The following is an 18,923-nucleotide window of genomic DNA, read 5'->3' on the forward strand; positions in this document are numbered from 1 at the left end:
CCAGGAAGATGGGAGAACCTCCGCCTCGCAGTGCTCGAAGCTCTGATCGCGGTCGTCCTCTACAAGATCCACACGGTTGTCACCGACAATGGGCATCCAGTTCACCTTCCGCACCGATGCTACCGGTGGCCCGAGACGTAACGCATATGTCCGACACGCTATGCCACGAAAACGGGATCAAGCATCGGCTGACCAAGATCAAGCATCCCTGGACCAATCAGGTAAAGCGCATGAACCGCGCACTTATGGAAGCGACAGTCCAACGCTATCATTATGAGCGGCACGGTCACCTCGAAGCACCTAGCCGACTTCATTGCCACCTACAGCTGCGCTCAACGGCTGAGGCCCTGAAGCGCCCCACACCTTAGTCATACATTTGCAAGTGCTGGACTTCTAATCAAACGATTCAAACCTGCTCCAGCAGATGCCGGGACTAAACACCTAGAGTCCGGGATCTCCACCGATTGAGCAGATCTCCGCCAAACTCAAGCGCATTTCCGAGCCGTCGAGACTCGCAAAATCAGGGTAATCTGGCGAAAGGTCGTGACTCACCGACCTCTTCTAAAGCGCGGAGTAAGCAAGCTGCGCAGAAGCGCAGGCTAAGTTTCCGGAGGAACCACACTCTACGTCTGATCATGTGACGCGAAGATGATGTTGCTCTTCGGCGGCGCCCTGCCACATACAGTGGATCTCGGGTCGGGGGCGTTCCGTCATGCATTGGTTTTATATAAACTGCAGGTCGTCTGATCGATTGTTCTCAACATTGCCCAAAATGATAGCCGGATTTTAGCAACTCCGCAAACACGGTTCGCAGCTCTACGTTGAGCATGGCGTTGAGGTCAAGTATGTCCTACGACGTGTCAGATCTTCAACATGCTGTCGATCTAACGACACATCGCTTGTACAAATGGAATTCAACGAAGCTCTCCGAATTGGCACAAACCTTGAAGAGGATCCTATCCAGCACACCGATCGCTCAAGCAGCTGCAGAGATGACTCACAAGATTATAGGACGGCTGGAGGATGCTCCGGAAAGTCCGCTGAGACGAAGGCGGGCAGGATGATTTGCCCGGAAAAGGCATCCGAAACAAAACCAGCATCGCTTTCGCGATACGGGGTCGTGAGACAGGCGGCTGAGCATCACTTCGCGGTCGAGCTTGGCGAAATTGCGAAACTTGCGCTGCCAATAGTGCTGACCAACCTTGGGCAGGTCGCGATGATGGCGACGGACCTCGCCTTCATCGGACGCATGGGTGCCGAGGCGACCGCGGCGGCAGCTCTGGCCGGCAGGATCTATTGGATTAGCGTCACCTTCGGGATGGGCCTGATCGCGGCGAGCGCATCCTTTGCGGCACAGGCGTTTGGAGCGAATAATCTAAATCTGGTAAGGCGCTCGCTGCGCATGGGGCTGTGGATGGGACTGCTGTTATCGCTACCGGTAATGGCTTTTCAGCTAGGCGCCGAGCACATATTGCTGGCTCTTGGTCAGGCGCCCGACACGGCCCGGCTCGCGCAGCAATATCTGTCTGGAGCAGCCTGGGGCGCCGCACCGGTGCTATCATTTTTTGCAATTCGTACTTTCATGAGCGCGGTCAATCGGCAGGCGCCGGTCTTGTGGATCACCCTAGCAGCCGTCCCTCTCAACGCCCTATTGGTTTATCTCCTGATGTATGGGAATCTGGGCCTGCCGCGGCTTGAGTTGTTCGGTGTGGGTCTGGCGACGACAGTAGTGAACCTTTCGTCATTTTTTGCTGGTTTTTGGTTCGCCACAGCGGCTCGATCGTTCCGGGACTATCACGCGCTGGCGCAGCTCTGGCGCTTGGATTGGCCGTTGATGCGGCAATTGATCGTGATCGGTATGCCTATCTCCATGGCCGTTTTGTTGGAGAGCGGAATCTCGTCTGCTGCAGCCCTCTTGATGGGCCTGATCAGTACAAAAGCACTTGCGGCCAATCAGGTTGCATTTCAAGTTAGCGCCTTCGTTTTTATGATTTCCTCTGGTATCGGCATGGCGGCGACCGTGCGGGTTGCCCATGCGGTGGGCCGCAATGACGCTTCCGGTGTCAAGCGGACATGTCTGACCGCGATGCTCCTCGGTATCGTGATCGTGGCGGTACTGACGCTCGCAGTGATTGCCGCGCGCTTTGAGATCGCGGAGTTGTTTCTGGGCGAATTGGTCAATGACGCCGATGCCACGATCGGACTCGGTGCACACCTGCTTTTGGTCGGCGCAAGTGCCTTCATCTCTGCTGCAGTGTGCACCATCGCGTCGGGCAGTTTGCGGGGCATGAAGGACACCCGAGTGCCGCTTCTATTTGCCGGGAGCGCATATTGGCTTATCAGCGTTTCCCTCAGTTACCTGCTTGGCTTCAAGAGCGGCCTTGGAGCGACTGGTATCGGCATTGGTTTGTCTATCGGGACGGCCGCATATGCGGCGCTTCTCGTCTTGCGTCTCCTCTTGCTGGCGAGGAGGCTCGCTCTGGCGGACGCATGAAAGCGGAGTTTGAACACTTTCCCGAGAGACGCGATGTGTGCGGCGCCAAGCGATGGACAGAAATGAATGCAAGAGTTGAAACTGAGCGGTATGCGTCCCCTCCTTTGGCGTTGTCACCACCTTTAGTACCGAGCTCGATGCAGCACAGGTGACGCGTGAAGCTAGTGATGAATATTAGCACAAGACGGATTACTCATGAAGATCACAGGCGTTCGGACGCACATTCTTCAAGCCACACTCTCGCAACCTCTTGCCTCTTCACGTGCTTGGTATGACAAGCGCACTGCGATGCTTGTCGAGATCGAGACGGACCAGGGTATCGTCGGCTGGGGCGAATGCTACGGTCCGGCGCGGATGACCGCAGCAGTGGTCGATAGCGTTGTGCCATGGCTCATCGGGCAGGATCCGCTGCGTACCGATTATCTCTGGCAAATGATCTATGCAGGCTTGCGCGATCATGGGCAGAAGGGTGTCATCATCCAAGGCTTGAGCGGCATTGATATCGCACTGTGGGACATCAAGGGCAAGTATTTCGGGGTTCCTGTGCAACAACTGCTCGGCGGCGCCCGCCGGACGGAATTTGTTTGTTATGCGACTGGCCTGCTCCGGCGAAAAGCGGACGATCCGATCCGGTCTCTCGCCGATGAGGCGGCTAACTATGTGGCTGAAGGGTTTTCCGCGGTGAAGCTGAAGGTCGGCTTTGGTGTGGAGGAGGATACGGCCACGACGCGCGTTGTCCGCGAGGCAATCGGACCGACTGCGATGCTGATGGTGGATGCGAATCATGCGTATGATTGTGTGGCCGCAATCCGTCTGGGCCGCATGATTGAGCATTACGACATTGGCTGGTTCGAGGAGCCGGTGCCGCCGGAGGACGTTGCCGGCTATCGGGCGGTAAGGGCGGCACTCTCGATCCCGATCGCCGGTGGGGAATGCGAGTTTACCCGCTTTGGCTTTCGCGACCTGTTCGTGTCGCGCGCGCTGGACATCGCGCAGCCCGACACCTGCGCAGCTGGCGGACTTTCCGAATGCAAGAAGATAGCCGACATGGCTGAAGCGTTCGGCGTCCGTTATAACCCACACGTCTGGGGTACCGGCATTGCGATCGCTGCGTCACTGCATCTCCTCGCCGTTCTGCCGTCGCACACGCCGCCCTCGCTCAGACCGATTGAGCCGATGCTTGAGTTCGATCGCACCGAGTACCCGATTCGGCAGGCAATTCTCGCGGAGCCGATAGAGCATACCCGTGGCATTGTTCGCGTGCCGGACGGCTCAGGACTCGGGATCGAAATCGACCGCAAGGCGTTGGCGCGATTTGCCGCGCAGTAATGCGTTGATCGCGCTTGGCGCCATCAACTTGACCGGCAGGGAGTGGTCAGCCGCGTGTGGCACATTGCCGAAAGTATCTAGCTGAAATCTAGCATGGCGCGGCGATGCTCATCTGTGCTTTGTTTCACGAGCGAGAGGGCCGTGCAGAAAGCGTTGACCGCGCCGGCCGTACGCTTCAGTCACGACGATTTCGTCAACTGGATCGACGGGAAGCGCGAGAATAGCAGGCGCCTCGCACGTTCTGGGCCCATAGCAACACCGGCACCGCTCGAGCGCCGCCTAGGTGTGGTCTCACGAGGTTGTCCTGGCCTGAACCAAGGAAGCTGAGGTTGCGAAGCTTCAGTGTTCCAGGGAGAGACCAGATGAATGTCCACAAGAATGCGCCTTTGACGCTCAAAGGTCGAGAGGCGATGGTGAGAAGCGTGGTGGAAGGTGCGTTGAGCCAAGCCGGCGCGGCTGACCTGTTTAACACGACGCCCCCGTCGCCAAATGGGTCAAGCGCTTCGGCGCAGAAGGTGTTAAAGGGTTGCGTGATCGTTCGTCCAGAAAGCAGATGTTGCCTGGGAGTTACCCAGGCCCGCGACCACGAGCAAGAACGAGCCTCAGTATGCCGACTATGAGGAAAACCAGAGCGCTCGCTCTGACCAGCGCACACCTCGCAAATTGAGCTTTTTCTCAGGCACTTCGTTTGGTTACGTTCACTACCAACATTAGTAGTTCACCAAGGTAAGGATCCCAAATATCAGTTCACTGGAAATTTTGGGTGACCGACATGTCTCACCGGTTCATTGACCGACTGCACGAGGTGCTCGACACCAGTTCGGTACTGACCGGCGCCGATATCGACGAGCGCTATTACCATGACCTTGCGGGTAGAACGGTCGCCAAGCCCCGTGCGGTCGTCCGTCCAAGGACAACGGAGCAGGTCTCGGACTTGCTTCGGCTGTGTCATCACGAGAAAGTTCCGGTGACAACGCAGGGTGGCATGACAGGCTTGGTGTGTGGCGCATTACCAAACGCGAATGAAATTGTCCTGTCGATGGAGCGCATGAATGCGGTCGAGGAGGTGGACACGTCGGCAGGAGTAGCCATTGCACAAGCCGGGGCGCTGCTGCAGAGGATCCAGGAGCGGGTCGAGCAGGAAGACCACATGTTCCCGCTTGATCTCGGCGCGCGCGGTAGCTGCACCATCGGTGGCAACATTTCGACCAACGCTGGCGGCAATCGCGTAGTTCGCTACGGCATGACCCGCGACCTCATACTCGGCCTCGAAGTGGTTACTGCCAATGGAACGATCCTACTTGGCTTGCGCAAATATATCAAGAACAACACGGGGATCGACCTGAAGCAGCTTTTCGTCGGCAGCGAGGGTATTCTTGGGGTAGTCACGCGAGCCGCATTGCGCATCTTTCCCGCACCTTCGGAGCGGCAAGTGGCACTTTGCGCTCTGCATTCATTCGAGCAAGTCTCTTCGTTCCTCCGCATGGCGCGTCAACATCTCGATGGAGAATTGACGGCGTTCGAGGCCATGTGGAACGAATATTACCGCCTGACCATCGAGCGCGTGAACGGCGTGGTCGGGCCGCTGCCAACCTATCATCCTTTTTATGTCCTTCTCGAAGCTTCGGGGAACAATGCTGACAGAATCTATGCCGATTTCGAGAGGCTGCTTGAGACCGCGAAAGACAAGAACTTGATTCTCGACGCGACGCTCTCATCTTCTAAGACATCGGCAGCAGCGATATGGCGTATCCGCGACTCAACGCTGGAACTTGGTCGCACTTTCCCCTATGCCTCACGTATTGGCTTCGACGTCAGCGTTCCTATTGGCCGCATGGATGAATATGCGAACGCCATTGGCGCGCGCATCAAGGCGATCGACGTCCGGGCGTTCACGATCGTTTTCGGTCACGTCGGAGATGGCAACTTGCATTTGGAACTGCACCACGAGCACACGCCTGACAGGCGGGAGGAGTTCGAAAGGCTTGTTTATAATGTTACGGGAGAATTCGGAGGTTCGATCTCGGCCGAACACGGTATCGGCGTCCTCAAGCGGTCATACCTGAAAATCACTAGGACGCAGGAGGAAATCGAAACAATGCGTACGCTGAAGCGCGCGCTCGATCCGAATAACATTCTGAACCCAGGGCGGATCTTCACCCTCTGACAGGTTGGGCGAATAAAAGGGTTGTTTCAGCTTGTGCAGGATCAGCTTTGAGATTGTCTAACTGAGTTGGGGTATAGCCATCCACCATCGATGGGCGCAACGATCTCGTCATTGGGGTGACGGCCTTTGGTGGCAAGAGAGATCATGAACAAGCTCAGATGGCCCAGCATCATTCAACTTCTTGAGATTCGAATGCATGGCGGTGCAATAGGCTCGAAGCCCCTCAATGTCAAAAACCCTGATCGATCTCGTTGCTATTCTCGACCTCGAGCAGCTCGACCTGAATCTGTTTCGCAGCAACAACTCAAACATCGGCTCGCAACAGGTATTTGGCGGCCAGCTGATCGGGCAGGCACTGGTTGCGGCATGCCGCACAGTGAAAGACCTGCTACCGCATTCGCTACACGGCTATTTCGTTAAGGCGGGCGATCCGCAGGTGCCGATCATCTACAAAGTTGAAGTCCTGCGCGACGGCAAGAGCTATTCGAGCCGACGCGTCACAGCAATGCAGTGCTGTGACGCGATATTCTCCATTATGGTGTCCTTTCACGCTGAAGAGCAGGGCGCCTTCGATCATCAGGACAAGATGCCGGACGTGCCGTGCCTAGTAAAAGTCACATCGGAGGAGCTGTCAAATCAGCCTATGTTTGTTGAGACGCCTGAATTCATCCGCCGCTACTATGGGATTGAGTTACTCACGGTTGAGACTGGGCGTTATTTCGGTCACAAGCTTGATGATGGCCGCATCCATGTCTGGATCAAGACCGCGGCGAAGCTGCCGGACGATCCGATGCTGCATCTATGCGCGCTGGCCTATGCCTCCGATTACACGTTACTTGACGCGGTGACCGCGCGTTATGGCCGCAAGCCGTTCGACAAGCGGATGATACCTGCAAGCCTCGATCACGCGATGTGGTTCCATCGGGCGTTTCGCGCGGACGACTGGGTGCTGTATGCGCACGATTCTCCGAGTGCGCAGGGTGGTCGTGGCATTGCGCGAGGACTGATCTTTAAGCCCAACGGCACGCTGGTGGCGTCCGTAGCCCAAGAAGGGTCGGTTCGCGAGCGGCTTTGAGGCGCTACGTGAGCAGACGTGAGCAGACACGTGATCATCGTTGAGACCTCATTGTGACACGTTTAGCGGCGAGACGCCGGTCTGTTGAGGGCGGCTATGTTTGAGCGTGTCCCGCCAATTGAAGGGCGGCCGTGCTCGTGGACGCGAAGCAGCTATTCGAAACGCGATGCCATCCAGTGCCTTTATATGTCTCAAGAATGTACCTGTCTTCGTGTGCTTCCGGAAGCTAAAGCGGGGAGTGGCGACTCGCAAGTGTCGCGACGATTGAATCGTGCGCGCCGCAGATCGCCGGCGCAATCGTCGCCTTCCCGTCGCCCCCCACGTAGCGAGAAACCGGTAGCGCCGGGAACATGGATACACATCGGCTAGACGCGAGTAGCGAAACCTATTTCGAAGCGATGGAGGTGGCACGACTATCACGTGCTCGTTGCGTCATCAACTCTATCTGATTTGGTAGCTGTCCGAGCGGTGGAGCCACTGGTTTAGTCAATTTCGTGAACCGTTGATTGCGCGCGAGATTGTCAGAACATCGAGTCGGCGTTCACTATCTCGTCAGTAAACTATAAGCGGCGCCACGCTCATCGTAAGCTGGGGCCGACCACGTTCAAAGCATCAGCATGACTTGAAAATGAGTTCTCGATGGAAGTCTTATCCAATCTGCGGGTCGTCGAAATCGGCAGCTCGGCCGGGACCAGCTATTGCGCGCGCTTGTTCGCCGATTTCGGCGCCGATGTTCAAAAAGTCGAGCCGCCGGCAGGTGATCCTCTCCGCCAAAGCGCGCCAGTTACGCCGGGTGGGCAGAGCGCATGGTTCGCATTCCTGAATTTCAACAAGTCTAGCGTTATCATTGATCCCACTGCCGCAGATGCGGTCACACGGTTGACGGCATTAATTGAAGATTGCGACATTCTGATCGACGGACGCGATGTTGGTGCCGCCGACTGCCCGGCCATTGATATTGGGGCTATCCGGCAACGGCGGTCCGGCTTGATCTATCTCGAAGCGAGTTGGTTCGGCAGCCTGGGGCCGTATGCGAGGTTTGCCGCAACTGATTCTACCGTGCGGGCACTAGCCGGTCTCGTGAAGCTGGTTGGTCCGTCCGAAGGTCCGCCCTCGCACGCACCGGATTTTCAGGCGGGTATCCTTGCCGGTCTATGGGGGTTCATCGCGGCGGCATCTTCGGCGGTTGCGCGAATGCAGGGTGGGGCGGGTCGGTCGTGGTCACTAAGTATTTTCGAAGCGATGCTCGCTCCGACCGAGTATCTGATGTTTGACGCGTTTGCGCGCGGCGACGTGATGCGTCGGATCGGCGTCAATCGCTTTTGGCCGAACTTCCCGGTCGGCATCTATGAAACACAAGAAGGGTGGCTCGGCGTTTCAGCGGTTACTCCGAAACAGTGGCGCGAATTCTGCGAAATGCTTGGCCTCCCTGAGCTGCGCGATAATCCAGATCTTGCCTCTAACGAAGGCCGTCTGCAACACATGGACCATATTGATCGACAGCTGATTCCGAGGCTGAAGATGCGGACAGCCCAGGAGTGGTTTGCGGAAGCACTGGAACGGAAACTCCCGATAGTTCCAGTGCCTCAAGTTTCGGAGTTGCTCCAGGATGCAGAAAAAATAGACGGAGGTGCAATCGTGCGCGTTCGTCTTGGCAAAGAGGAGGGAAGCACCGTCGGCTCGATGCAGCGGCTTACATTGACACCGCCACGTCGGGGAGGGCAGGTACCGGAGGTGGGCGAACAACAGCGTGGCGGTGATGTACGACCAACCGAGCCGAGCATTCCGCGATCCTTGCGGGGTTACACCGATTCGTACCCCCTGCCTTTGCAAGGGGTTCGCGTGGTGGACTTCACGATGGGCTGGGCAGGACCCTTATGTACTCGCACACTGGCTGATCTTGGTGCGGATGTAATCAAGATCGAAGCTATCCAATACCCGGATTGGTGGCGCGGCGTAGACAGGCCTCCTCGCTACGTGGAAGATCAGATTTACGAAAGGGCGCCGTGCTTCTGCATGATGAACCGCAACAAGCGCGGCATGACGCTCGATCTGAAGCGTCCGGAGGGCCTTGCGCTTGCCAAGCGGTTGTTGGAACGAGCCGATATCGCCGTAGGCAATTACTCGGTCAACGTGCTGCCGAAGCTGGGGCTTGGCTACGACGTGCTCAGGACCCTCAACCCTCGGCTGGTTATGATGTCGATGTCGGCCTTTGGCACGAACAGCGTCCATCGCGACTGCCGGGCATACGGTTCGACTCTTGAGCAGGGCTCAGGACTTCCAGGCGTGATCGGAACCGTCGGCGGACCGCCGATTATGAGTCACATCGCGTTTGGCGATCCCGTTGGTGGGTTGAATGGCTGCGCTGCAGTTCTGGTTGCCTTGATCCACGCCCGCAAGACCGGGCAAGGCCAATTCATTGATCTGGCGCAAATCGACTGTATGATGCCTTTCCTAGCCCCTTGGATGACGGTTCACTCGATCGATGGTATGCCGGCGCCCAAATATGGAAATCGGCATCCACAGCAAGTCCCACACGGCTGTTTCCGATGTGCCGGTGAGGACAACTGGATCATAGTAGCAGCTACCGACGCGGCCATGTGGGAGAGGCTTGCCACCCTTATCGGCCGACCGGACTGGGCCAAGGACCCATCTCTGAAATCAGCCGAAGCCCGCCGCGCCATAGAGGATGATATCGAGAGAGGCATTGAAGCCTGGACCCTCGCCCGCGATGCGGATCAGGCCATGTTTGAGTTGCAAGCGGTAAGGGTTGCGGCCGGCACCGCCCGCCTGCCAATTGATATGCTCAAGGACCCGCACCTCGGCTCCCGCTCATTTCTGCAGGAAGTGAGCCGCTCCTTCGTGGGGTTGCACCCGCAGCCGTCAATGCCAATTCGAGAGAACGCGAGGCCCTATCCGATTCGTACAGCGGCGCCCACTCTCGGACAACATAACGTAGAAATCTTATCGGGGCTTCTCGGGCTCTCTGATATGGAGATCGAGCAATTATCCAGGGATCACATTATTGGTACGTCGATGCTTTCCGAGGCGGAACTCACAAATGCTGAACACACCTTCAATCGAGAGAGGCTGCGCGGTGTTCACGACTGACAAACACTGACGCTTTCTGGAGCGGCTGCCCACCATACACGGGGAAGAGGTCCGCCGAGGAGCACTTGAGGCGTGCTGATGCACATGAGCCCATTTGTTCGATCGAAGCCATTCGATCAATCCCCTGCGCCTGACGAAATGGCAGAGCTCGAACAAGGACACGAGCGGCCACTCGCCCGGCTACATCGGTCACAAGACGTCGATCTTATCTGCGACAATGCAGGCTGTTGCGCAAGCGCATGCGTACAGATGAGGTGCCTTCCGGCGCGGACCTTTGTCTGCTCGAGAAACCGAGGTTGGCGCGATCTCCGAAACTCAGGGCATTGTTCGTATGAACAGCCGGGGCGTGCGGTCGCAAGCCCGCCGCGTCCGGCAATGACTGAGCCGGCCGTTGGAAGTGTAATCTCGCGTGGGTATCAGGCTCTGACCATCTTATTGCCAGAGGCGCTGCAACTTAGTTCAGCTCGGCTCGCATGGCACTACTAACCGCTCCCGACTCCCGAACTCGTCGGTGCCTTTTCATGAAGATAATGCAATTTCCCCGCGGGTGATAGCGTCCGCAAGTGACAGGTCACGCCTGACTCTTGCCCACGGTGCCCCTACAAGTCCTGGTAGCTTTGTTGTTCCCCCGTCTCAGGTAATTAAGCTGGCAGGAGGGCCGCCGGAAAGCGTGATAGTGCTGAGTTAGCCCCCTGCCCATTCCTCGAACCACTCGTTTGTCGGAGGGTGACACATGGCTGGAGCGACAAGCGAGTCGCGCAACATGGAAATGTTGGAATCGCTGGAATCCCGCGTGCGCTGTATTCACGTTCGTTTCCGGCCATCTTCTGTCGAGCGTGCGGCTCAATCATGCTGACCGAGGATGGCCGGAAGGTCGTCGACTTCCTCTGCGGTGCTGGAACCCTTAACTACGGCCATAACAATCATCGGCTCAAAGCCGCCATTACCGACTATCTGGCATCGGATGCTGTAATCCACGGCCTAGACATGGCCACTCCTGCGAAGCTCGAGTTCATCGAGACTTTTAATTCTGTCATACTTCGCAGACGGGATCTGCAATACCGGTTCCAATTTACTGGGCCAACGGGCGCCAATGCTATCGAGGCAGCAATAAAACTTTCGCGCAAAGTCACAGGACGGCAGAATATAATCTCTTTCACGAATGGCTATCATGGCATGAGCTTAGGAGCGATTGCCGCGAGCGGTAATCGCTATTATCGCACAGCCAGCGGAGTCTCCTTGTCAGGCGTAACTTTCATGCCTTACGATGGTTACCTTGGCCCGGACATTGATGCAGCGGAATATTTGCAAAAATTGCTGACAGACGAGAGTAGTGGCGTTGATTATCCAGCCGCCATTCTTCTCGAAACCGTCCAGGGTGAAGGCGGCATAAACGTCGCCCGCAAGGAGTGGCTGCAGTCGATCCAAACCATCGCGAAGAACGCGGGCGCGCTGTTCATAGTTGACGACGTCCAGATGGGCTGTGGTCGCACAGGCGAGTTCTTTAGCTTCGAGTTCGCCGAGTTGTCGCCAGATATCGTTGTCTTATCGAAATCGCTGAGTGGCTACGGTCTGCCCTTATCCATGTTGTTGATCAAGGAAGAGTTTGACGCGTGGCGACCAGGCGAGCACACGGGCACATTTCGAGGAAACAACTTGGCGCTCGTATCTGCAACGGCAGCACTAGATCTATACTGGCGAGACGATATCTTCTCACATGGAGTTCAGCGAACGGGAGAAGTTATGCGCCATCGACTGGAGGCCATAGCGGCCCAGTATGGAAACAGATTTTCCGTTCGAGGGCGCGGAATGGCGTTGGGTTTTGATTGTGGAATGCCAGAACTTGCGGCAACTACAGCACGCAAGGCATTTGAAAAGGGGTTGATTGTCGAACGATGTGGACCGGTCGATCAGGTTATTAAATTCCTGCCTGCACTCACGATCGACTCTGAGACACTGAATGACGGTCTTTCGATATTCGAGCATTCATTGGACGAAGCGCTGAAACAGGCTAGGCCATCGTGATCTGGGTCAAGGCTTGGATCTCCAACAGGTGAAAGAAAGGCTATGGCGTACGAGACGATCAAGTATGAGGTTGCCGAGCAAATCCTCACGATTACGTTGAATCGGCCGGAGAAACTCAACGCGTTCAACTCCCTTATGGAGCGCGAAATTGTAGATGCCTTTGACCGCGCCGACGGAGACAATGACGTCCTCGCGATAATTGTGACCGGCGAAGGTCGCGCCTTTTGCGCTGGCGCCGACCTTTCCCTAGGAGCGGATACGTTCGACCGTGACGTGCGGCGCGGGCCAGTGAAACGGTTGCCCGATGGCAGGGTGGATTACAGCGATCCCTCAGTCAGCGACGGAGGCGGCAAAATTGCTATGCGGATCTTCAGGAGTCTCAAGCCTGTGATCGCTGCTGTGAATGGGCCCGCGGTCGGCATGGGCGTCACCATGCAGCTCGCGATGGACATTCGGATCGCGTCCGACGCCGCGCGCTTTGGTCTTGTGTTCTCCCAGCGTGGCTTAGTGTCGGAGGGAGCCTCCAGTTGGTTTTTGCCCCGGGTGGTCGGCATAGCGCAGGCACTCGAGTGGTCTTACACCGGGCGGTTATTTACGGCGAAGGAAGCGCTTGCCGGTCGGTTAGTTAGCAAGATCGTGCGTGGCGATCGGCTATTACCGACCGCACGTGCCCTCGCCCACGAGATCGTGGACAATACCTCGCCAGTTTCGATCACGATGATCCGGCAGCTGATGTGGCGCATGTTGGGCGCCGATGATCCTATGGAAGCCCATAAGATCGAAAGCCGCAGCATGTACGCGCGCGGCCGCTCCGCCGACGCTAAGGAAGGCATTACGGCGTTCCTGGAGAAGCGGCCGGCGGTGTTTAAAGATCGGGTACCGGCCGATCTGCCCGATTTCTTTCCATGGTGGAAGGAGCGGGAGTACGAATAACCATCAATCTTTCGTCGTTCGGCCTGTCGCGACTGCTCCCCAACGGCTCTGTGGCGATTGAACAAATGGTCCAAAGAACTTGTGTGACATGCGCCGTCGGCAAAGCTTGGGCGGCCTTTCGAATAGCAGGAAGGTTTTCCGATGGCTTGCAGCTGCGTGCGCGGGATTGACTGGATCACGCGGTGCATTCTCGGAAAGCCTCTTATGCTTGGAGAAGGAAGTCTTGTGGCAGCTGTGTTTCTAACGTCGGACTTGGGGGGGCTCACGTATGCCGATTGATTGAATTAGGGGCGCATCGGCAAATCATGTGCTAGGCCGCCTGAGTAAATCGTACCGAGTTCATTCCTCGTTCTCCGTTGTCCTCACTGGAGTTGGTAGTGGCCCGCTCCATGCCCAACCTGTACCCTGAACTTTCTGCCTCAGACTCTGACGGCTGCTGATCACAACAGGATAAATGATATGAAACGCATAGTTAATCCTTTGAACGTGTCGCGCTTCCTTCGAGCATATGACGAAGCCGCCGCTCAGAAGGGCATCAAGCTCTCGATAGGGTTTGATTTTCACAAGTATGTATCGATTACAAAAGCACTTGCGACTAAAGCGCCGACATATCCAACTTTCCGCCCGGATCGCTCTTCCATTAAGGCAGGTGAGGGATACTGGATGATCGGCCTCGACAAGAATAATGAAGTCGTGCTTGTGCAGGCTGCGCGGCTGTATGATCTTTCGCACAGCAATTTTGCAGAGCATCTTGAATCCCTGAAGGCATTCTATGCCGATCCGGCGACACAGGCGCACCCTCAGGATCGTTGTAGTTGCACCGCGCCAAGTGCGAAGAAGATCAATGGAAAAGTAGCCTACCACGGGGATTTTTGGTTGCGCAAAGACTTTCGAGGACAGGGCATGCCTGAGATCATGGCTGCGGTATTGCGTGGCGTGTCGTTCTCGATGTGGGCTCCCGACTTCCTCGTAGGACTTCCAGAGCGCTGGCTACTGTCTAAGGGCGTTCTTGCGCAGTACGGACATTTGCATTGTGAGCCAGGCGGATCGGTGCTCCATCTGGCGGAAGAGGGTATTGTCGCCGACGATCTACTCGCCTGGTTAACTGGTGAGGAGTTGGAATGTCTTCTCAATGGCCACGAAACAGGCGAGGTCGCATTGTGCGCGTGAGTATCGAACCAAGTGTTCTAAAGAGGGGCATAAGTTGCGCTATTGTGTGGGCTCAACGTTCGGCGTCCAAGAGAGCACGAGGTATGAAAATGTCTGCAGCTGATCATACGAGGCAATGTTGCGCCTCGCCCTGACGAAGCGCGAGTAGATCTCGCGACGGAGCGTAGATACGCCCAGGACGATCGCAATTGGCAAGATAAGGCTGGCTTGAAGGTGAGTACTCGTTCTTCGCCGGGGGACGGCGTACCAGCAAGGTTCGAACATGGTCTCGCAAGTTGGGCAAAGATCAAAAGACAGCTTCGCTCGGGCGCGGCGGGTGTTTCCCGATGGCACGTCACGAGTGACGATCGAGCGGAATCCGAGCCCGCTTTATGTTGAGCGCGGAATAGGCAGTTACCTCTTCGATGTCGACGATAACCGGTTTCTCGATCTGAATAGCAACTTCACCACGTTAATACACGGCCACGCTTTCCCGCCCGTGGTGGAAGCGCTGACGCGCCAACTTCAGCGCGGTACCTGTTTCGCAAATCCCACGGAGGTCGAGATCGAACTCGCCGAACTACTTTGCGGTCGTATTCCGGCGGTTGAACGCGTTCGCTTTGTCAACACCGGGACCGAGGCGGTGATGTTTGCAATCAAGGCTGCGCGCGCCTTCACCGGCCGTTCCAAAATAGCCAAGCTTGAGGGCGCGTATCATGGCGCTTACGACTGGGCTGAGGTGAGTCTGGCGGCAACGCCGGACAATTGGGGTGATCCCGCAGCCCCGAGATCGACGGCGTTCTACCGCGGGATGCCAGCGAGCGTGCTGAAAGAAGTGATGGTGCTCCGTTTTAACGATGCCGAGAGCGCACGCCGATTACTTTCAGCTCATGGCCGAAGTCTTGCTGCAATCATTGTAGATCCGATGGCAAGCCGCGGTGGTCTAGTCGCGCCCAAGCCTGAGTTCATTGCAGCGATTCAGGATACGGCTCGTAAGAATGGTGTTCTAGTGATTGCTGATGAGATTCTTAATCTCCGGCAGAGTTTCCGGGGAGCTTCTGCGTTGTATGGCCTTATCCCAGACATCATCACGATGGGCAAGATCATCGGTGGTGGTTTGCCAATTGGAGCAATCGGCGGGCGGGAGGAGGTGATGAGAGTATTCGACGCATCAGTGGGCCGTCCTCTACTTCCGCAAGGCGGGACGTTTTCGGCCAATCCCTTGTCTATTACAGCTGGTCTTGCAGCAATGAAGCATCTAGATCATGCGGCTTTCGCAAAGCTTGACCAGCTTGGATATGTTGTTCGTGACGGTATTGCGCGAGCGATCTCAAAAAAGAGGGCGCCGCTCTGCGTCACTGGAGCCGCGTCTCTCTTTCGCATTCATCCGATGGCTGTAGCGCCGAACGACAATCGCGACGCGTGGCCATCGCCAAGCACATCTGAACTCATGACGCAGCTTGGTGACTTCTTTGCGGAGAATGGCGTCATCTTACCGCATGGTGGCACCGCTTCGATGTCAACACCAATGACTCGCGCTGACGCTGAATTCGTTGTCGATGTATTTGCACGCTTTCTCGATATCACCGGACATGCTGGATGAGGTAGATGAATACCCGTGGCCACCGCGAAGCCTGCGTCATGTGTCAACTTGCGTGGCGCGTTGTTCCACGGGCGTCCTCCATGCGAGCTATTCAGGCCTTCCAAAACTGGGTGCAGAAATCGTGGCGTGGAGCGTGAGTTGCTCGGAATGAGACTAGCAGAGCCATCGATCATCGGCTCTGGCTGACACTGGAGCGCAGGCTTGTAGATGGCACGGTCAGGCATCTGAATACGTTACAGGTGTCAAACCGATGCAGCGTATCGCGTCGAGAAGAGGGTCGCTACGACGTGATAGTTTTCCATTCGGCAGGGCGTTGTCGCAGCCCCGTTGAGGACTACAGCGCCCTATTTGATGTAGTAGCTGCGAGAGCGACCTGCCATGTGTAAGGTGCCGGCTCTTAACATCGGACAAGACCGTTTCTCGGAATATCTAGAGAGTCCGCCCGACTTCGCCAAACCGCGTACCGTACCTAATCTCAGCAGCCTGGAGCGCACGCTTGCAGAGGGAATGGAGAGCGACATGAAGCAGCAGATCGTGCCCCCTGAAGGTGGTCGCCCGAAAGGGCACTTTCGGAACACCGCATACGTCATCAACAAGAGCAGGCCATTTTTTGATGCAGCTCACACCGCTGGTCTCATGGCTGTTCAAGGACGTTCTACGACCGGACGCGCATTTGCGTTAGGCACCGGTCCACTTGATGATCGGCGGGAGATAATTGATTTTGTACGGTGTTCGTATCTGGGGCTGGACAATCATCCTATGATCGTAGCTGGCGCGATCAAGGCGATCGAGGCGCATCGATCACTGCACTGGTCTTGCGCTCGAACCCGACTCAATTTCGATCTCCTGGCAAAGCTCGAGGCCAATCTGTCGGAAATGTTCTGCGCGCGGGTGATCGCCTTTTCAACCGTCATGCTCGCAAATCTCGGAGCCATGCCCCTTCTTGCTTCTGGCATGTTAACAGAAGGCGTGAAGCCGGTTGTCGTGTTTGATCGTAACGCGCACCTCTCGCTCGCATATCACAAGCCGGTCGTTGCGGATGAAACGCGAGTGGAGACCATTGCGCACAACGATATTGGCACTCTTGAAGGCTTGTGTCGCAAACACCCGGTAGTTGCTTATGTTTGCGATGGCGTCTATTCGATGGGGGGGAACGCGCCGATCAAAGAGCTGCGCGAGCTCCAGGAACGTTATAAGCTCTTTTTGTATATTGACGATGCTCACGGCATATCGCTATTCGGACGCCATGGAGAAGGATTTGCGCGCACTCAGTTCCCCGAAGCTCTGGGCGATCGCACAATCATCGCAGCCTCGCTCGCCAAGGGATTCGGGGCATCGGGCGGCATGTTGATGCTAGGAACAGCCGAGCAGGAAGCTCTGTTTCGACGTTACTCTATCCCCTATGCATTCTCGGTGGCACCAAATTTGGCAGCAGTCGGTGCGGCGCTGGGCTCTTGTAAGATCCACCTCTCGCCAGAACTCGGCGAACGTCAGAAGCAGTTGGTGCAACGGATCAAAGTGTTTGACAATCGTGTAGCGACGGTCGAGCAAGGGAGTTCACTTCCAATCAGAATGGTTTCTATCGGATCGGAAGCCAAAGCTATTGCAGTGGCACGAGAGCTTCTCGACGCCGGCTTTTACACCTCCGTGATCTTCTTTCCGACCGTTGCCCAAGGAAACGCAGGCGTTCGCGTGTGTGTTACGGCAGATCATGAGGTTGGCGACATAGAACGGCTGTGTGACTGCATTCTGGAGAGAGTACCAGATGCCATTGTCGACAATTCAGCAAAGACCGTGGCGCAATGATGGGACTGCTGACTCGCAGGGGACCACGAAGCAGGAGGGCTGCAATGAGGTGCACCTGTGGCGACGCAGGAAATACGCGCTCATTTAGCTGTGGATACGGTGCTTCTCTTCGAAAGACATCTCCCCCTTGTTGAGCGCAACGGAAGGCGCTCCTTTCGACGGTCTGAACCATGGTAACAGGAAAGCTGAGAGAAAGTGTTCCGGGCGTTGCCCTCGTGACTGGAGGAGCACGCGGCATCGGACTTGAGATCGTGCGACGGTTCTTGACGGATGGCTATCGAGTGGCGTTCGTGGCGACACAGACGAAGAACGTGCAGCATGCACTCGAAATCCTTAGCTATTGGGAAGATCGCCTCTGTGCGGGGGTAGTCGACGTCACTCAGGAAACTGAGGTGACCCGATTTGTTGACCAGATCCGGGGGCGGTGGGGCGAAATCACGGCTTTGGTAAACAATGCCGGAATCTCTCCAAAGCGCGTGGACCAAAACGTTCCTTGGCTTTCGCAAATGTCGTCTCAGGAATGGGCAAAAGTCATCGATGTCAATCTAAGCGGCCCGTTCTTTCTAATGCGTCTCTTAGCGCCCTCAATGATTTCAAACGGCTATGGACGCATCATCAACGTCGGCTCCCTGGCGGGCCGCGCCGTGCCGTTGATCGCAGGTCCGCATTATGCTGCATCGAAAGCGGGATTGGTCGGGTTGACCCGCGCTGCTGCACGCGATCTCGCTCCATACGGTGTTACGGTCAATTGTATCGCCCCGGGTCGGGTTCTGAGTGACCTAACTGGGCCGGCAGAGGCGGCAGTGAACCGTTCCGCTCTCAGCCGCATTCCTGTCGGTCGTTTCGGAAGGGCCGAAGAGGTGGCGCACCTCGCTGCTTTTTTAGCCTCGCCGGGGGCTAGCTTTATTACGGGTGCGACGATCGATATCACGGGGGGCGAGTTCGCCGCCTAGCCGATGAGCGCCGTTACGGCGCAATAGCGTTCTCTATGCATTGGATTGAGTTGGGACGGGATCAGCCAAGTAAAACAATCTCAAGATGCAAGCACTACCACTTCTTGGGCCGCTGACGTCGTCGGCTCGGCCGTGCTGATGGCATGCTTTCTCAGAAAAGCAAGCCAGAGAGACGAAAACGCTGGCCGCTGTGCGTGGTGGAGGTGTATCAGTCATGACGCGATGCTGCATCTCACTTGTACATCTTCCAACTAGGGCGAAGACCGGCATGCAACGCT

The 18,923-nt window shown here is 56.5% G+C and carries 11 protein-coding genes and 1 pseudogene; all 12 read left to right on the plus strand.

The window, feature by feature from the left end:
- Position 1 precedes the first annotated feature (1 nt).
- Positions 2–445 (plus strand): annotated as a pseudogene (locus tag ACNJYD_RS09820) (IS481 family transposase); the annotation flags it as partial.
- Between the two features lie 615 nt (positions 446–1,060).
- The gene (locus ACNJYD_RS09825) at positions 1,061–2,494 is read left to right on the plus strand and encodes an MATE family efflux transporter (protein WP_439366157.1); all 1,434 of its coding nucleotides are present in this window, start codon (positions 1,061–1,063) and stop codon (positions 2,492–2,494) included.
- A gap of 195 nt (positions 2,495–2,689) precedes the next feature.
- Positions 2,690–3,823: a mandelate racemase/muconate lactonizing enzyme family protein gene (locus ACNJYD_RS09830; protein ID WP_439366158.1), complete on the plus strand. Its 1,134-nt coding sequence runs from the start codon at positions 2,690–2,692 to the stop codon at positions 3,821–3,823.
- Positions 3,824–4,595: 772 nt separating this feature from the next.
- Positions 4,596–5,990: an FAD-binding oxidoreductase gene (locus ACNJYD_RS09835; protein ID WP_439367446.1), complete on the plus strand. Its 1,395-nt coding sequence runs from the start codon at positions 4,596–4,598 to the stop codon at positions 5,988–5,990.
- A 226-nt stretch (positions 5,991–6,216) separates the two neighbouring features.
- A complete protein-coding gene (locus tag ACNJYD_RS09840) occupies positions 6,217–7,065 on the plus strand; it encodes an acyl-CoA thioesterase (protein WP_439366159.1) in 849 nt (282 codons plus the stop codon).
- Between the two features lie 639 nt (positions 7,066–7,704).
- Positions 7,705–10,176, plus strand: a complete 2,472-nt coding sequence (locus ACNJYD_RS09845) for a CaiB/BaiF CoA transferase family protein (protein WP_439366160.1) — start codon at positions 7,705–7,707, stop codon at positions 10,174–10,176.
- A gap of 849 nt (positions 10,177–11,025) precedes the next feature.
- Positions 11,026–12,201: a diaminobutyrate--2-oxoglutarate transaminase gene (ectB, locus tag ACNJYD_RS09850; RefSeq protein WP_439366161.1), complete on the plus strand. Its 1,176-nt coding sequence runs from the start codon at positions 11,026–11,028 to the stop codon at positions 12,199–12,201.
- 42 nt (positions 12,202–12,243) lie between these two features.
- Positions 12,244–13,134 carry a crotonase/enoyl-CoA hydratase family protein gene (locus tag ACNJYD_RS09855; protein ID WP_439366162.1) on the plus strand — a complete coding sequence of 297 codons (891 nt, stop codon included), beginning with the start codon at positions 12,244–12,246 and terminating at the stop codon, positions 13,132–13,134.
- 459 nt (positions 13,135–13,593) lie between these two features.
- Positions 13,594–14,304 carry a hypothetical protein gene (locus ACNJYD_RS09860; protein WP_439366163.1) on the plus strand — a complete coding sequence of 237 codons (711 nt, stop codon included), beginning with the start codon at positions 13,594–13,596 and terminating at the stop codon, positions 14,302–14,304.
- 262 nt (positions 14,305–14,566) lie between these two features.
- Positions 14,567–15,886 (plus strand): aspartate aminotransferase family protein, encoded by a 1,320-nt coding sequence (locus ACNJYD_RS09865; protein ID WP_439366164.1) that lies wholly within the window; start codon positions 14,567–14,569, stop codon positions 15,884–15,886.
- Positions 15,887–16,405: 519 nt separating this feature from the next.
- A complete protein-coding gene (locus ACNJYD_RS09870; protein ID WP_439366165.1) occupies positions 16,406–17,692 on the plus strand; it encodes an 8-amino-7-oxononanoate synthase family protein in 1,287 nt (428 codons plus the stop codon).
- 170 nt (positions 17,693–17,862) lie between these two features.
- On the plus strand, positions 17,863–18,645 hold the full coding sequence (locus ACNJYD_RS09875) for an SDR family NAD(P)-dependent oxidoreductase (protein ID WP_439366166.1): 783 nt from the start codon (positions 17,863–17,865) through the stop codon (positions 18,643–18,645).
- Positions 18,646–18,923: the final 278 nt, after the last annotated feature.

This window comes from Bradyrhizobium sp. SPXBL-02 (assembly GCF_051853065.1).
In the GTDB taxonomy this organism is placed as follows: domain Bacteria; phylum Pseudomonadota; class Alphaproteobacteria; order Rhizobiales; family Xanthobacteraceae; genus Bradyrhizobium.

What these genes read in the sequence shown, in the direction of transcription:
- ACNJYD_RS09825 (WP_439366157.1), top strand. Translation starts at nt 1,061, where the DNA reads ATGATTTGCCCGGAAAAGGCATCCGAAACAAAACCAGCATCGCTTTCG.
- ACNJYD_RS09830 (WP_439366158.1), top strand. Translation starts at nt 2,690, where the DNA reads ATGAAGATCACAGGCGTTCGGACGCACATTCTTCAAGCCACACTCTCG.
- ACNJYD_RS09835 (WP_439367446.1), top strand. Translation starts at nt 4,596, where the DNA reads ATGTCTCACCGGTTCATTGACCGACTGCACGAGGTGCTCGACACCAGT.
- ACNJYD_RS09840 (WP_439366159.1), top strand. Translation starts at nt 6,217, where the DNA reads ATGTCAAAAACCCTGATCGATCTCGTTGCTATTCTCGACCTCGAGCAG.
- ACNJYD_RS09845 (WP_439366160.1), top strand. Translation starts at nt 7,705, where the DNA reads ATGGAAGTCTTATCCAATCTGCGGGTCGTCGAAATCGGCAGCTCGGCC.
- ectB (WP_439366161.1), top strand. Translation starts at nt 11,026, where the DNA reads ATGCTGACCGAGGATGGCCGGAAGGTCGTCGACTTCCTCTGCGGTGCT.
- ACNJYD_RS09855 (WP_439366162.1), top strand. Translation starts at nt 12,244, where the DNA reads ATGGCGTACGAGACGATCAAGTATGAGGTTGCCGAGCAAATCCTCACG.
- ACNJYD_RS09860 (WP_439366163.1), top strand. Translation starts at nt 13,594, where the DNA reads ATGAAACGCATAGTTAATCCTTTGAACGTGTCGCGCTTCCTTCGAGCA.
- ACNJYD_RS09865 (WP_439366164.1), top strand. Translation starts at nt 14,567, where the DNA reads ATGGTCTCGCAAGTTGGGCAAAGATCAAAAGACAGCTTCGCTCGGGCG.
- ACNJYD_RS09870 (WP_439366165.1), top strand. Translation starts at nt 16,406, where the DNA reads ATGAAGCAGCAGATCGTGCCCCCTGAAGGTGGTCGCCCGAAAGGGCAC.
- ACNJYD_RS09875 (WP_439366166.1), top strand. Translation starts at nt 17,863, where the DNA reads ATGGTAACAGGAAAGCTGAGAGAAAGTGTTCCGGGCGTTGCCCTCGTG.